This is a genomic window from Sphingomonas faeni (assembly GCF_003053745.1).
Classification (GTDB): Bacteria; Pseudomonadota; Alphaproteobacteria; order Sphingomonadales; family Sphingomonadaceae; genus Sphingomonas; species Sphingomonas faeni.
Window position 1 is genome coordinate 838,672 of sequence record NZ_QAYE01000001.1, and the last position, 14,699, is coordinate 853,370.

14 protein-coding genes are annotated in these 14,699 nt (G+C 65.9%); 8 read left to right on the forward strand and 6 right to left on the reverse strand.

Annotated features, from left to right (window positions below):
- The first annotated feature begins 14 nt into the window (after positions 1-14).
- The 3 genes from C8J25_RS03820 (at position 15) to C8J25_RS03830 (ending at position 2,743) form a co-directional block, all read left to right on the forward strand.
- Entirely contained in the window at positions 15-812 is a 798-nt protein-coding gene (locus C8J25_RS03820; RefSeq protein WP_107952264.1) for an SDR family NAD(P)-dependent oxidoreductase, read from the forward strand.
- 186 nt (positions 813-998) lie between these two features.
- Positions 999-2,183, forward strand: coding sequence for an energy transducer TonB (locus C8J25_RS03825; RefSeq protein WP_167397650.1), 1,185 nt, complete (start codon positions 999-1,001; stop codon positions 2,181-2,183).
- Positions 2,129-2,743: a superoxide dismutase gene (locus tag C8J25_RS03830; protein ID WP_107952266.1), complete on the forward strand. Its 615-nt coding sequence runs from the start codon at positions 2,129-2,131 to the stop codon at positions 2,741-2,743. The genes C8J25_RS03825 and C8J25_RS03830 overlap by 55 nt, the downstream gene beginning before the upstream one ends.
- Before the next feature lie 119 nt (positions 2,744-2,862).
- Here C8J25_RS03830 and C8J25_RS03835 read toward each other — a convergent pair whose 3' ends face one another.
- From C8J25_RS03835 to C8J25_RS03850, 4 genes are all read right to left on the reverse strand, one after another.
- Positions 2,863-3,489 (reverse strand): septation protein A, encoded by a 627-nt coding sequence (locus C8J25_RS03835; protein WP_279628720.1) that lies wholly within the window; start codon positions 3,487-3,489, stop codon positions 2,863-2,865.
- A gap of 114 nt (positions 3,490-3,603) precedes the next feature.
- Positions 3,604-4,539: a signal recognition particle-docking protein FtsY gene (gene ftsY, locus C8J25_RS03840; RefSeq protein ID WP_056051078.1), complete on the reverse strand. Its 936-nt coding sequence runs from the start codon at positions 4,537-4,539 to the stop codon at positions 3,604-3,606.
- Positions 4,536-5,783, reverse strand: a complete 1,248-nt coding sequence (mtaB, locus tag C8J25_RS03845) for a tRNA (N(6)-L-threonylcarbamoyladenosine(37)-C(2))-methylthiotransferase MtaB (protein WP_107952268.1) — start codon at positions 5,781-5,783, stop codon at positions 4,536-4,538. Before mtaB ends, ftsY begins: the two co-directional genes overlap by 4 nt.
- A gap of 293 nt (positions 5,784-6,076) precedes the next feature.
- Positions 6,077-7,702, reverse strand: coding sequence for a putative bifunctional diguanylate cyclase/phosphodiesterase (locus C8J25_RS03850; RefSeq protein WP_107952686.1), 1,626 nt, complete (start codon positions 7,700-7,702; stop codon positions 6,077-6,079).
- Positions 7,703-8,091: 389 nt separating this feature from the next.
- Between C8J25_RS03850 and ffh the strand changes: the two genes are divergently transcribed.
- The 3 genes from ffh (at position 8,092) to rimM (ending at position 11,005) form a co-directional block, all read left to right on the forward strand.
- Entirely contained in the window at positions 8,092-9,648 is a 1,557-nt protein-coding gene (gene ffh / locus C8J25_RS03855) for a signal recognition particle protein (protein ID WP_107952269.1), read from the forward strand.
- Positions 9,649-9,715: 67 nt separating this feature from the next.
- Positions 9,716-10,144, forward strand: coding sequence for a 30S ribosomal protein S16 (gene rpsP / locus C8J25_RS03860; RefSeq protein ID WP_056062272.1), 429 nt, complete (start codon positions 9,716-9,718; stop codon positions 10,142-10,144).
- 294 nt (positions 10,145-10,438) lie between these two features.
- Positions 10,439-11,005, forward strand: a complete 567-nt coding sequence (rimM, locus tag C8J25_RS03865; protein WP_107952270.1) for a ribosome maturation factor RimM — start codon at positions 10,439-10,441, stop codon at positions 11,003-11,005.
- 27 nt (positions 11,006-11,032) lie between these two features.
- On the opposite strand, the gene C8J25_RS03870 is transcribed toward rimM, so the two are convergent.
- Positions 11,033-11,938 (reverse strand): NAD(P)/FAD-dependent oxidoreductase, encoded by a 906-nt coding sequence (locus C8J25_RS03870; RefSeq protein WP_107952271.1) that lies wholly within the window; start codon positions 11,936-11,938, stop codon positions 11,033-11,035.
- 108 nt (positions 11,939-12,046) lie between these two features.
- Between C8J25_RS03870 and trmD the strand changes: the two genes are divergently transcribed.
- A complete protein-coding gene (gene trmD / locus C8J25_RS03875; protein WP_107952688.1) occupies positions 12,047-12,778 on the forward strand; it encodes a tRNA (guanosine(37)-N1)-methyltransferase TrmD in 732 nt (243 codons plus the stop codon).
- On the forward strand, positions 12,775-13,167 hold the full coding sequence (gene rplS / locus C8J25_RS03880) for a 50S ribosomal protein L19 (protein WP_031395442.1): 393 nt from the start codon (positions 12,775-12,777) through the stop codon (positions 13,165-13,167). Before trmD ends, rplS begins: the two co-directional genes overlap by 4 nt.
- 989 nt (positions 13,168-14,156) lie before the next feature.
- Here the strand turns inward: rplS and C8J25_RS03885 are convergent.
- Positions 14,157-14,696 carry a pseudouridine synthase gene (locus tag C8J25_RS03885; RefSeq protein WP_107952272.1) on the reverse strand — a complete coding sequence of 180 codons (540 nt, stop codon included), beginning with the start codon at positions 14,694-14,696 and terminating at the stop codon, positions 14,157-14,159.
- Positions 14,697-14,699: the final 3 nt, after the last annotated feature.

The window sequence follows — 14,699 nt, forward strand, 5'->3', positions numbered from 1 at the left end:
CGAAGGACCATGCGATGCGCTTCACGGACAAATCCATCATCGTCACCGGCGCAGGCTCCGGCATAGGCCGTGCCGCCGCACTCCTGTTCGCGAGCGAAGGGGGCAAGGTCATCGTCGCCGACAAGACCGAGGGCGCGGACGAAACCGCACACCTGATCACGCAGGCCGGCGGCACGGCAAAGGCGATCCGCATCGACGCCGGGCTCGAAGAGGACGTGATCCGCACGATCGCGCTCGCCTGCGACAGCTTCGGCGGGCTCGACGTGATGTTCGCCAATGCGGGGATCTCGGGCGGCATGGCGAACCTGTTCGACACCGACGTCGCGCTCATCACCGAGGTGTTGCGCGTCAACCTGATCGGTCCGTTCCTCGCGATCAAGCACGCTGCGCCGCGGATCGCCGAGCGAGGGAAGGGCGCGATCGTCCTCACGGCCAGCGTCGCCGGCATCCGTTCCGGCGCCGGCTCGCCCGCATATTCGGCGTCGAAAGCCGGCGTCATCAACCTCGCTGCCGTCTCTGCGCAACAACTCACCGGCTCGAACGTCCGCGTTAACGCGATCTGCCCTGGCCTCACCGAGACCGGCATGACGAAGCCCGTGTTCGACTACGCACGCGAGGCGAACAAGATGGAGCGCGTCGGCCGCCTCAACCCGCTCCACCGCGGCGCGCAGCCCGAGGAACTCGCCAAGGTCGCGCTGTTCCTCGCCTCCAACGACGCCAGCTACGTCAATGGCCAGGCGATCGCGGTCGATGGTGGTCTCTCGTCCAGCCACCCGGTGACGCGGCAGGAGTATGGCAAGACCGCTGCCTGACTTGCGATTGTAACGCGCAAGCGTCACGATGCGGCAGGATATTGGGGAGCGCACGCGATGAGGCTGTTACGATCCGTCCTGTCGATTCTACCGGCCGCTACGCTCTCCGCGGCAGCACAAGTTCCGCCGCCCATCATCAACTTCCAGTTTCCTCATGCCGCACCCAGCGGCGGACCCAGCGGACTCATGTTCATCACCTGGACGGCGCAGGACGTCCGCTGTGCCGGAATTCCGGTGGTCTTCACCCGACCGCCTGCTGCGATGCCGGCGTCGGGGTGGTCGACGCCGGGTAACGGCATGAAGCCGATTACGTACAGTTTCACTATCGATGAGACCGGCCGTCCGCTCGACATCAAGCGTATCGCTAAGGGGTATGTCGTTGCGAGCGAGGATCTGACTCCCGCGCTGGCAGTCAGTCAGTTTGCACCCGGTGCCGCACATGCCGAGTGCAGCCTGACCTTCGTACCCGCGCCGCAACCGGTCGCCGCTGCGCCGATGGCGTCGGTGATGACCTATACGATGTTCCCCGGACAGAGGCCGACCGCGGAGATGTGGGCGCGCGTGAAGCCGGTCGGTTCGACCTGCTACGATCCTGCACCGCAGGTCCGCAACCGTGCCTTTCCGGACTTCGACGCGATTCCGAAGCAGCGCGGTCGGCCTAGCTGGAGCATGATCGGCTTCGATATCGACGACGCCGGCAAGCCGATCCACCTGAAGCTGGTGGCGGGCAACGGCAATGCGGCACTGGTAGCGGCGTCGATGGCTGCCGTCGGGGATTCGCGGTTCGCGCCGGGTGCTCGGGTAGGATGCCAATATCCGTATCGGGTCGGTGCCGGGACGATGCCAGCGCCGCCGATGCCCGAGGAAGCCAGCTTCCGTACGGCCGGGGCGACCTGTCCGGCGAAGGCCGAATGGGCCGTCGGGCCGGTGCTCACCTATCCCGAGATGTTCCGGCGTCGCGCGGTCGAGGGATGGGCGGTCATCGGCTATGACGTCGCGCCATGGGGCCAGACGGGCAACGTCCATGTGCTCGCGGCGCAACCCGCCGAAGAGTTCGGCGCACAGGCGGTGCAGCTGTTGGCGATAGCCAAGCGCGTGCCGTCCGCGACCGGCTATACCGGCTGCGTCGACCGGGTGAAATTTCGCATGGGACCGACGGCGCGCGCGCCCGGCGCACCGCCCGTCCTGTTCGATCCACCGCAACCCGCCTATCAGGCAACCGCTGGGTTATGCCTGGTACGCTTGCGTAACGACTTCGCGGGGAGCATTTGGAGCCTGCGGGCGTTGAGCGTCCGACCCCATAAAGGAGAACCCCCATGGCTTTCGAACTCCCACCGCTGCCCTACGCTTACGATGCGCTCGAGCCGGTGATCGACCAGGAAACGATGAAGTTTCATCACGACAAGCATCACGCGGCGTACACAGCCAAGCTGAACGAAGGCGTCGAGAAGGATTCCGCGCTGGCGGGCAAGTCGATCGAGGACATCCTCGGCATGATCTCGTCGCAGCCGCCGCTGGTCCGCAACAATGGCGGTGGCTTCTGGAACCACGACTTCTTCTGGAAGACGATGGCCGCCAAGAACGGCCAGGCGCCGTCGGGCAAGCTCGCCGAGGCGATCGATCGCGACTTCGGCAGCCTCGACAAGCTGAAGGAAGAGTTCAACACCAAGGGTGCGGGGCAGTTCGGCTCGGGCTGGGCATGGCTGATCGCGGATGCGAGCGGCAAGCTGAAGGTAACGAGCACGCCGAACCAGGACAACCCGCTGATGGACGACGCCAAGGAGCCCGGCACGCCGCTGCTCGGTAACGACGTGTGGGAGCACGCCTATTACCTGACGTACAAGAACGATCGTCCGGGCTATCTGAAGGCCTGGTGGGACATCGTGAACTGGGACGTCGTCGGCGAGCGCTACGCGAAGGTCGCTGGCTGACCTGAATTCCCCTCCCGCTTGCGGGAGGGGCTTGGGGAGGGCGCGACGTACGTACTGGCGTCCGGTTAGTGCGGCACGCCCCTCCCCAGACCCCTCCCGTAAACGGGAGGGAAGTAGAGTTACCCTTCGGGCGGCAGGTCGGTCACGGCTTTGTCGCCCGTCTGCAATCCGTGCTTCAGCAGCATCGGGATGTTGGCGAAGGCGAAGAGCAACGTCAGCGGGATCGCACCCCAGAGCTTGAAGCCGACCCAAAAATCCCAGGTCGTGTTGCGCCACACCGCTTCGTTCAGCACCGCCATGAACACGAAGAAAACCGCCCAGTTTCGCGTCAGCTTGCGCCAGCCATCGGCGGACAGGCCGGGATACGCGGTGCCGAGCAGCGACTGAAGCAGCGGTCGCCCGGTGACGAGCCCGAACGTCAGGATCGCCGCGAACATCGCGTAGATGATCGTCGGCTTCATCTGGATGAAGCGCTGGTCGTGGAAATAGATCGTCAGCCCGCCGAACACGACGATCAGCGCACCCGACAGCCACAGCATCGGCGAGATATGGCCGGTTTTCACCTTCGACACGATCATCGCGGCGATCGTGGCGATGATGAACGCGGTGGTCGCGGCGACGACGCGGACGATCGGCAGGCCGGGCGTGAGGAAGTTCACCGCGAAGAAGACCGCGAGCGGGCCGTAGTCGACCGCCATGCGGAGGCCGGGGGATAGGGGGGGCTTGGTTGGGGTCACGAGATCAATCCAGAATACCGTTCGTCCTGAGCGTAGTCGAAGGACATTGCCACAAACGGGCCGGTCCTTCGACTACGCTCAGGACGAACGGAAAAAGAGGGGCACAGAGCGAATGGGAAGGCGTTACTTCCGAACGCTCTCCACACCTGCGATGATCCGGCTGACCTCGTTCGCATCGAATGGACGCAGGTCCGTCATGCCCTCGCCGATACCGATCGCGTGGATCGGCAGGCCGTATTTCTCGGCCGCCGCGACGAGAACGCCGCCGCGCGCGGTGCCGTCGAGCTTGGTCATCACGAGGCCGGTGACGCCGGCGACTTCCTTGAAGACCTCGATCTGCTGGAGCGCGTTTTGGCCGGTCGTCGCGTCGAGCACCAGGACGATGTCGTGCGGGCTCTCCGGATTTATCCGGCCAAGCACGCGGCGGATTTTCGCCAGCTCGTCCATCAGTTCACGCTTGTTCTGGAGGCGGCCGGCGGTGTCGACGATCAGTACGTCGATGCCCGTCTCTGTCGCCTTCTTGACCGCGTCCCAGACCACGCCTGCCGCGTCGCCGCCCTCGGGACCGGTGACGATCGGCACGCCGACTCGCTCGGCCCAGGTGCGGAGCTGGCCGATCGCGGCGGCGCGGAAGGTGTCGCCGGCGGCGAGCATCACGCCGTAGTCCTGTTCCATCAACAGGTGCGCGAGCTTGGCGATGGTGGTGGTCTTGCCCGAGCCGTTGACGCCGATGACGAGGATCACCTGAGGGCGCGGGAAGGCGTCGATCTCGATTGGCTTGGCGACCGTGGCGAGGACCTTCTCGACCTCCTCCGCGACGATCACGCGGATGCCGAGCTCCTCCATGTTGCGTTCGAAGCTGCCTTCGGAAAGGCGGCGGCGGATGCGGCCGGCAGTCTCGGGACCGAGATCGGAGGCGATCAGTGCTTCCTCGATGTCGTCGAGCGTCGAATCGTCGAGCCGCGCGCCGCCGAGGCCGGCGAGGTTGCCGACGAGCCGGTCGGAGGTGCGCTTGAAGCCGCCGATCAGCTTGTCGTGCCAGGTTGGGGTGGTGCTCATGATGGTTCTCGTGTTGCGCTGAGGCGGTCGGCCGTGGCGCCGGTGATCGTGATGCGGACGATGTCGCCGGGTATGGAAGGTTCGTCCAGCAGGACTTCTGCGAAATTGCCGATATGGCCGCGGTCGCCGGGGCGTTCGACGAGCAGATCCTGCGATGTTCCCACCAGCGTTTGCAGCCAGTTCGCTCGCGCGATTTCGCCGGCGTCGCGGAGGAGGGCGGCGCGCTGGCGGCGGACTTCGGGCTCGACCTGCGGCATGCGCGCGGCGGGGGTGCCGGCGCGGGGCGAATAAGGGAAGATGTGCGGGTGGACGATGTGGCAGTCGTCGATCAGCGCGCGCGTGTTGGCGAACATCGTCGCGTCCTCGGTCGGGAAGCCGGCGATCAGGTCCGCGCCGATTGCGATGTCGGGGCGGGCGGTCTTGAGACGCTCGACGAGCGCGACGCTTTCGGCTCGCGAATGGCGGCGCTTCATGCGCTTGAGGATCATGTCGTCGCCGGCCTGCAACGACAGGTGGACGTGCGGCATGATGCGGCGCTCGGTCGTCAGCAGCGCGAAGAGGCGGTCGTCGATCTCGATGCCGTCTAGGGACGAGAGACGCAGGCGTTCGAGCGCGGGTACGTGGTGCAGGATGCGCTCGACGAGGTGGCCTAGCGTCGGCGCGCCGGGGAGGTCGGGGCCGTAGCTGGTCAGGTCGACGCCGGTAAGGACGATCTCGCGGTGGCCTGCGTCGACGAGACCGGCGATCCGGTCGACGACCGCGCCGGCGGGGACCGAGCGGCTCGGGCCGCGGCCGAACGGGATCGCGCAGAAGGTGCAGCGGTGGTCGCAGCCGTTCTGGACTTCGACGAACGCTCTAGCGTGGGCGGAGAAGCTCGCGGCGAGATGCGGCGCGGTCTCGCGGACCTGCATGATGTCGGACACGACGACCGGAGCGTCAGTCCCCCAGGCTTGCGACGTCAGTTTGTCCGCATTGCCGACGACGCGGTCGACTTCGGGCATAGCCGCAAAATTCGCCGGGTCGATCTGCGCGGCGCAGCCGGTGACGACGATCTGGGCCTCGGGGCGGTTGCGCTTGGCGCGGCGGATCGCGACGCGCGTTGCCTTCACCGCGGCATTGGTGACGGCGCAGCTGTTGACCACGACCATGTCCCGCCCGGCGACGAGCGCGCGGATGGTCTCGCTTTCGGCGATGTTGAGGCGGCAGCCGAGGCTGATGACCTCTGGCTGCGGGGCAGATGGCATGCGGCGCGATTTAGGAGGGGTGGGGGGGGAAGTCCACGGTTTGCTCGTTGGGGGCGGCCGACATCGTGTTCTCCTGCGAACGCAGGAGCCTAGGGTACCGGACGGAGCGCTGCTTGGTTCTAGGCTCCTGCGTTCGCAGGAGAACGGATCGGGGAGCGACCATTTACCTATTCCACCCCGGCGGAGGCCGGGGCCCAGTTGGGGGACGATCATTGGGAAGGACGGTGCGTTGTAACTGCAACCTTCCCAACTGGGCCCCGGCCTTCGCCGGGGTGGTGTTTTGTGAATGGGCCTTAGCCCGCCAAACGTGGCGCAATGCCGCGCGGCGGTGGCACGCTCCGGTCGGGGCGCTGGGCCAGCAAGCGTTTTTCCGCCAGCAAGCGCCGGACCTGCGCCGCACCGAGCGGGCGCCCGTACAGATACCCCTGACCCTTCGCACAACCCATGCCGCGCAGGCGCTCCTCGATCGCGGCATCCTCGATCCCTTCCGCGGTGGTCGGCAGGTTGAGGCTGTCCCCCAGCCGCACGATCGTGTTCACGATCGCCATGCTCTCCGGATTGTCCAGGATCGACGAGACGAAGCTCTTGTCGATCTTGATCCGGTCGAACGGCAGCGCCCGCAGATGCGCCAAGCTCGAATAGCCGGTGCCGAAATCGTCGAGCGCGAGGCGGATGCCCTGATTCTTCAGGCTGCCGACGATCGACTGCGCGAGGGGAAGGTTGTCGAACAGCGCGCTCTCGGTGATCTCGATCTCGAGCCGGCTGGCGGGAAAGCCAGTCTCGACCAGCGTCTTGATGATCTTCTGCGCGAGCCACGCATCGCGCAACTGCAGCGGTGAGACGTTGACCGACAAGGTGAGCCCGGCGTCCCAGTCGCGCGCGGCGGCGAATGCCTGGCGCATGATCGACAGCGAAAGCTCGCCGATCAGCCCGGTTTCCTCCGCGATCGGGATGAACACGTCGGGCGCGATCATGCCGCGCGTCGGATGTTCCCAGCGCGCCAGCACCTCGAAACCGGTGATGAGGCCGGTGGTCAGATCGACCTGTTGCTCGAAATACGGAACGACCTCCTGCGCCGGGATCGCGCTGCGGAGACCTGCTTCGAGTTCGCCGCGCAGTTGCAGCGATCGCTCCATCGAGGTGTCGAACCACGCATGACGACTGCGCCCGGCAGTCTTGGCCGCGTGGAGCGCGATGTCGGCGTTGCGCAGCAAGGCGTCGACCGAGGCGCAGTCGCGATCGGACCGGGCAATACCGATCGAGACGCTGCTGTGGATGTCCGCGCCATTGGTGCGGAACGGCAAGGCGATGCCTGCGACCATGCGCTCGGCGATCCGGTCGGCGACGTTCTCGTGCGCGGAGTCGAAGACGAATGCGCAGGCGAACTCATCTGCCCCCAGCCTAGCGAGCAGGCTGGTACCGGGCGCGATCGCCGCGATCGTTTCCGCGACATGAGCGAGCAACAGGTCGCCTACCGCATAGCCGTGCAGATCGTTGACGCTCTTGAAGTGATCGATGTCGATCGTCAGCATGGCCATTGCCTTGCCGCGGCGGCGCGTACTGGCGAACAGTGCCGCGCCGTCTTCGGACAGGCTGCGGCGATTGAGCAAGCCGGTGAGCGGATCGCGTTGCGCCAGCGCGTGAGCGTGGCGGCCGGCGTCGGACAGAATACTCAGCTCTTCCGACAGGGCCCGGTATCGGAACCAGCCGAACATGATCAGCGCCGCGTTCAGCAACAGCGCTGCGACCAGGCCGTGATCGATTACCGCATCGCTGCCGTGCCAATGTGCCAGTGCCTTGACGACCGCGGTGCCGGCGGTGCCGACGAATAGAAGCAGTGCGGCGCCCGTGACGGCGCCGGTCATGAATTCCCGACTGATGTTGCGGAGCGAAAATGTCGCCGCCGACTTTACGGTCATGGGGTTGGCCTGTTCGGTCTCTTGCTTGGGTGGCGGTGTGGCATGCGACACGTGTAGGATATGTTAAGAAGCCGTATAGGCGGGACGGGACGAGCCGCGGGCGCGATTGGCTGCAGGCATCCGTCATGCCGGGCTTGTTCCGGCATCCAGCGTTCCGCGCGCTTTGCGGTTATAGATGACGCGGAACGGTAGACCCGGAGCAAGTCCGGGGTGACGGAGGAATCAGGGCAAGCCGGGACCAGTCTTGCGCTTCCACCCGGTTTCCAGTAGTGGGCGCATCACGTTCCGTTACGGGGCGCATTGGACGAGCATCCAAGGATGCACGCTGGCCGGCGAGGTTTCGCCCGCCGGCGCTTTTGCGTTTGGTAGCGGTGTATGGGAGTATTTCGATGTTCGAAAGCCTGAGCGATCGACTTGGCGGCGTCTTCGACCGCCTTCGCGGCCGGGGTGCGCTGACCGAAGCGGACGTGCGCGCGGCGATGCGCGAGGTGCGCGTCGCGCTGCTCGAAGCCGACGTCGCGTTGCCCGTCGCGCGCGAGTTCGTCGAGAAGGCGACCGAGAAGGCGATTGGCCAGAACGTCCTGCGCTCGGTCACGCCGGGGCAGCAGGTCGTCAAGATCGTCAGCGATGCGCTGGTCGAGATGCTCGGCTCGGATGCCGTAGAGCTGGAGCTCGGCGTCACGCCGCCGGCCGTCATCATGATGGTCGGCCTCCAGGGCTCGGGCAAGACGACCACGACCGCCAAGATCGCCAAGCGGCTTGCGGCGGGACAGGCCAATTTCGGACAGGCGGGTCGCGAGCGCAAGAAGGTCCTGATGGCGTCGCTCGACGTCAATCGCCCGAACGCGCAGGAACAGCTCGCGACGCTCGGCACGCAGATCGATGTCGCGACGCTGCCTATCGTGCAGGGCCAGCAACCCGTCGATATCGCGCGGCGTGCGATGCAGGCCGCCAAGCTGCAGGGCTATGACGTCCTGATGCTCGACACCGCGGGTCGACTCCATGTCGACCAGGCGCTGATGGACGAGATGAAGGCGGTTGCCGACGTCGCGAACCCGGCCGAGATCCTGCTCGTCGTCGACTCGCTGACCGGTCAGGACGCGGTCAACGTCGCGCAGAACTTCAGCGACCAGGTGCCGCTGACGGGTATCGTGCTCACCCGCATGGACGGCGATGCCCGCGGCGGCGCGGCGCTGTCGATGCGCGCGGTCACCGGCAAGCCGATCAAGTTCGCCGGCACCGGCGAGAAGCTCGATGCACTCGAGGCGTTCCATCCCGAGCGCGTCGCTGGTCGCATCCTCGGCATGGGCGACGTCGTCAGCTTGGTTGAGCGCGCTGCGGAGTCGATCCAGGCCGAAGACGCCGAGCGGATGGCTGCCAAGATGGCCAAGGGTCAGTTCGACATGAACGACCTGCGTGCCCAGCTGGCGCAGATGCAGCGGATGGGCGGGCTCGGCGCGCTGGCGGGGATGATCCCCGGCATGAAGAAGGCGCAGGGCGCGGTCGCGTCGGTCGGTGGCGAAAAGGTGCTGGTGCACATGGACGCGATGATCGGTTCGATGACGATCAAGGAGCGCAACAAGCCCGAGCTGATCAACGCCAAGCGCAAGATCCGCATCGCCAAGGGCTCCGGGACGACCGTCCAGGAGGTCAACAAGCTGCTGAAAATGCACCTCGAAATGTCGACCGCCATGAAGAAGATCAAGAAGATGGGCGGCATGAAGGGCATGATGGCGATGCTCGGCAAGGGCGGCATGGGCGGTGGTCTCGGCGGCATCGGCAATGCGATCGGCGGGCCGCAGATGGGCGACATGCTCAACAAGGCCGGCGCTGGTGGCCTGCCGGGCGGCGGCGGCGGTATGGGCGGCGGCGGTCTGCCGGGGCTTGGTGGCCCCAAGATGCCGCAGATGCCTGCCGGTTTCGACGATTTTCTGAAGAAGAAATAACCTCTTATCCAACCACGACACTTCGGCTCGCGCCGGGGGATCTATCTAGAAAACGAAGGAAAATATCATGGCAATCAACATTCGCCTCGCGCGCGGTGGCTCCAAGAAGCGTCCTTACTACAAGATCGTCGTTGCCGATGCGCGTTCGCCGCGTGATGGCCGCTTCATCGAGAAGATCGGCAACTACAATCCGCTCCTCGCCAAGGACAACGAGCAGCGCGTGCAGCTCGACGCCGATCGCGCGAAGCATTGGCTGAGCGTAGGCGCGCAGCCGACCGACCGCGTCGCGCGCTTCCTCGACCAGGCTGGCGTGCTCGAGCGTTCGGCCCGCAACAACCCGAACAAGGGCAAGCCCGGTGAGAAGGCCACCGAGCGCGCTGAAGAGCGTGCGACCAAGGCGGCTGAAGCTGCCGAGGCTGAGGCCGCTGCGAAGGCGGCACCTGCTGCCGAAGCAGAGGCTCCTGCCGCTGCCGAGACTGAAGAAGCCGCTTCGTAAGACGGCGCTTCTGGATTGGGGCGGCACGAAGTCGTTTGCCCCTTCTCCGTCATGCCGGGCTCGTTCCGGCATCCACCCGTCCGCGTATCCGAGAGCATTGGATACGCGGACCAATGGACCCCGGAACCAGTCCGGGGTGACGTAGGGTGGGAGGCATCTCCCGCTCCGACTACGGGCGCGCAACCGCACCCGATCGGCCGTTCATGCGTTCTCCTGTAGGTAACCCCGAACAGGAGCGCATGATGGCCCCCGAATCCGACCCCCGCACAGCCCCCGCACCCGAGGACATCGAAGATGCCACCAACCAAGGCGTCTCCGCCGACGACCCCGCCGAAGGCGCCGACGACACCCCCGGTCCTGACGAAGGTTCCGCGCAAGGCTGACGTCACGCTCGCCGTCGTCATCGGTGCGCACGGCATCGGTGGCGAAGTGCGGCTGAAGGTCTTCGCCGAGAATTTCGGGAGCTATAAGAGCTTCAACAATGGTGCATTGTCGCTGAAGTCCGCGCGCAACGGCAATAACGGGATGATCGCGCGCTTCGCCGAGGTCACCGATCGCAACGCCGCCGAGGCGATGCGCGGGACCGAACTGACGGTGCCTCGGTCTTCGTTGCCGCCGCTGGAAGACGGTGAATATTATCACACGGATGTGATCGGGCTCGATGTCGTCTCGACCGATGGCGAGGCGATCGGACGGGTGGTCGCGATCGATAATTTCGGTGCGGGCGACGTGATCGAGATCGAACGTTCGCCCGTGGACGACAAGCCCGGCAAGCGCTTCATGATTCCGATGCGCCCCGAAGCCGTTCCCGAATGGGATGCCGACCGGCTTATCGTAGAGGCTTCGTTCGCGGCTGAATAAGCCTTGTTCTCCCAAGTTGGGTAGCGATTACCGCCGAAGTGGTCGCTGTTCGGCGAGCATGTTGCGGATCGTCGTCGCGGCAACGCCAGCTTCGCCCATTGCGTGGCTGATCTGGTCGAGACCCTTCACCACGTCGCCAGCCGCGAACAGGCCGGGGATTGAGGTTCGCTGGTGGGAGTCGACTTCCAGGCAACCGTCCTCGGATGCGCGTGCGCCCGCTGCGACGGCGAGTTCCGAACGGATTATCGATCCGAGCGCTGGATAGATGCTGTCGAACGACAACCGTCCGTCGACCGTGTCGAGTGCGAGCTTGTCGTCCTCGATCGCGTAGTTGCCGCAGGGGCCTCCGACGCGGACGATCCCGGCATCGTCTAGTGCCGCTTCGCAGGCGGGATCGAGATCGTGGCTTCCCTCGGGGGCGATCAGCGTCACGTCCTTCGTATAACCCCGCAGGAACAGTGCCTCGCGCATGCCGTGGTCGCCGGTGCCGATGATGCCTACGCGCTTGTCGGTGACTTCGTAGCCGTCGCAGATCGGGCAGTAGCGGAGCAACCCGGCCTCCAGCGCTTCGTCGTGGATCGCGTCGGGCATGTCGGGGCGGTTGTTCACGACTCCGGTGGCGAGCAGTACGCTCCGGGCTCGCGCGCGGCGATCGCCGAGCCGTACGGTGAAGCCGTCGTCGTCGACTTCGATCGCGTCTACCCGCACGCCCTCTCGGACTGCGCCATAGGTTTCCGCCTGTGCCAGCATCCGGGCGAGCAGGTCCGTGCCGCGGATGCCTTCAGGATAGCCGGCATGGTTGTGCGTGCACGGGATGAGCGCAGCGCGGCTGCTGCCGCAATCGAACAGGCGGATCGAGAGGTGGAAGCGCGCGAGATAGATGGCTGCGGTCAGGCCTGCCGGGCCGGCGCCGATGATGATGCAATCGTCCATCCGCCGCGAGCGTCTCGCCAGCGTAATTGTTCCACTGCGTCGATCCGTATAGGTGCTGGACGCATTCGGCGCCGCACGCTGGCGCAACCGCATAGAGAATTGGACGCTGTGACTTTCGCTGCCACGATATTGACGCTGTATCCGGAGATGTTTCCGGGGCCGCTGGGGACGTCGCTTGCCGGGCGGGCGCTGGGGGAGGGGCGGTGGTCCTGCTCGCCGGTGCAGATCCGGGACTTTGCGACGGACAAGCACAAGTCGGTGGACGATACGCCGGCGGGGGGCGGGGCCGGGATGGTACTGCGGGCCGACGTCGTAGCCTCGGCGATCGACAGCGTTGCGGACGGGCGGCCGGTGCTGGCCATGACTCCTCGGGGCAAGCCTCTCACGCAGGAGCGGGTGCGCCAGCTCGCGCAGGGCCCCGGCGTCACCATTCTCTGCGGCCGGTTCGAGGGGTTCGACGAACGGCTGTTTGAGGCGCGGGAGATCGAGGAGGTCTCGATCGGCGACTACATCCTGTCGGGGGGCGAGATGGGCGCGCTGGTGCTGCTGGATGCTTGCATTCGGCTGCTGCCCGGCGTAATGGGCGCGGCTTCTAGTGGGGATGACGAGAGCTTCGAAACGGGGCTGCTCGAATATCCGCACTATACCCGACCTCAGATATGGGAAGGGCGCGCGATCCCGCAGGTGCTGCGATCGGGGGATCATGCGAAGATCGCTGCATGGCGCAAACGCCGCGCGGAGATCGATACACGGTCACGGCGACCGGACCTTTGGGAGCGCCATGAGGGCGTTCGGGTCCAGTCGCCCTCTGGCGCGCAGCGACACGAGGACGAGACATGAACCTGTTGCAGACGATCGAAGCCGAGAACATCGCGAAGTTCCTGGCCAACAAGACGATCCCCGATTTCCGCCCCGGCGACACGCTGAAGGTCGGCGTGAAGGTCGTCGAAGGCGAGCGCACGCGTATTCAGAACTACGAGGGCGTGTGCATCGCGCGCTCGAACAAGGGCATGGGCTCGAACTTCACCGTGCGTAAGATGAGCTTCGGCGAGGGCGTCGAGCGCGTCTTCCCGCTCTACTCGCCGAACGTCGATTCGATCGAAGTCGTCCGCAAGGGCGCCGTGCGTCGCGCCAAGCTGTATTACCTGCGTGGCCGCACCGGCAAGGCAGCGCGTATCGCCGAGCGTCGCGACATGCGCCCTGCAAAGGGCACCGCAGCCGCCGAGTAATCGGGGACTGTTCGAGTTGGAGAAGGGCGCGGGGGCGATGGTCCCCGCGCCCTTTTTCGTTGTGCGCGTGAAATCAGTGTCTTGCGCCGATGCTGCAGTGCGGAAGTGCACGAAGTTCACAGTCTCACAGCGTTCTGCACATCGCCCGATATGGGGGTCGATAGGGGCGTTTTGGACCGAGGGTGATGCATGCGGGATAGGGGCGGGGCTGGGCATCCGCTGAGGGTGGGCTTCGAGGCGCGTGTAGGACAGCGGATTAGCACGTCGGCCAGCGGCGGCCGTGGTGTCTGCGCGATTTCTCCGTCCCTCGGGGCGTCGGGGGTGGTTGTCGGGTCGGACAGGGACGCGTGGTCCTGCACAGGCTGCCTGCCGCTTCCTTGTTCTTGCGCGCCCGCTTCCTTGTTCTCCCGCGAAGGCGGGAGCCCAGTCTGGGTCCCCGCCTTCGCGGGGAAACACGTCTTGCTGGCGGATTGGGATGGTCTCTGTATGGACCGCACGAGGCCTTGCCACATGGAGCGCGCTCGCGTGGACATGCCCCACCCCGACCCTCCCCTGAAGGGGAGGGAGTTTTCGTCGGGCCACCATGCAATTTCGGCGCGTCACGCGACGCACTCCCTGCGCGGGCGGGAAACCCTATCTCGGGACTTATGATCACATTGCGCCACGGAGCGTAGCTCAAGGAATGGATTCACGCGAAGGCGCTAAGGCGCGAAGAGAAGACCGGGCAAGTGCGCTAAATAAGCTGCTTCTCTTCGCGCCTTAGCGCCTCCGCGTGAACATGCCCTTCTCCGTCATCCTGACGAAAGTCAGGGCCTAGGATCACGAACGCCGCGCTGCTTGGCTCTGGGTCCTGAAATTCGTCAGGATGACGGCGTGGGTGGGGAGCGTTCCGCTTGTAATCACGAACGCTGCCGCCGGAAGGGCGTACCTGTGGGGCATACGCGTCTAAGGTAGCCCGCAGGCGGCCGTGAGCCCGCCTCAAGCGCTCGTCAGGCGTCGCGCCACGCGCCGGGCTCCAGACCCGCCACGGTCCAGTCGCCGATGCTCCACCGGACCAGCCGCAGCGTCGGGTGGTCGATCGCGGCGGTCATGCGGCGGACTTGCCGGTTGCGGCCTTCGCGGATCGTTATCTTCAGCCAGCAATCGGGGATGCTCGCGCGGACCCGGATCGGCGGCACGCGCGGCCAGAGGTCGGGCGCGGCGATCCGCTCGACGTCGGCGCGGGCAGGGCCGTCCTTCAGCACGACGCCGTCGCGCATCCGATCGAGTGCGTCCTCGCCCGCATCGCCCTCGACCTGCACGAGATAGGTCTTGGCCAGCTTGAACTTCGGGTCCGCGATCCGCGCCTGGAGGCGGCCGTCGTCGGTCAGCAGCAACAGTCCTTCGCTATCGCGGTCGAGCCGCCCCGCCGGATAGACGCCCGGCACATCGACGAACTGCGACAGCGTCGCGCGCGGGGTCGGACTGTTCACGTCGGTGAACTGGCTGAGCACGTCGTACGGTTTGTTGAACAGGATTACCCGGGGCATGTC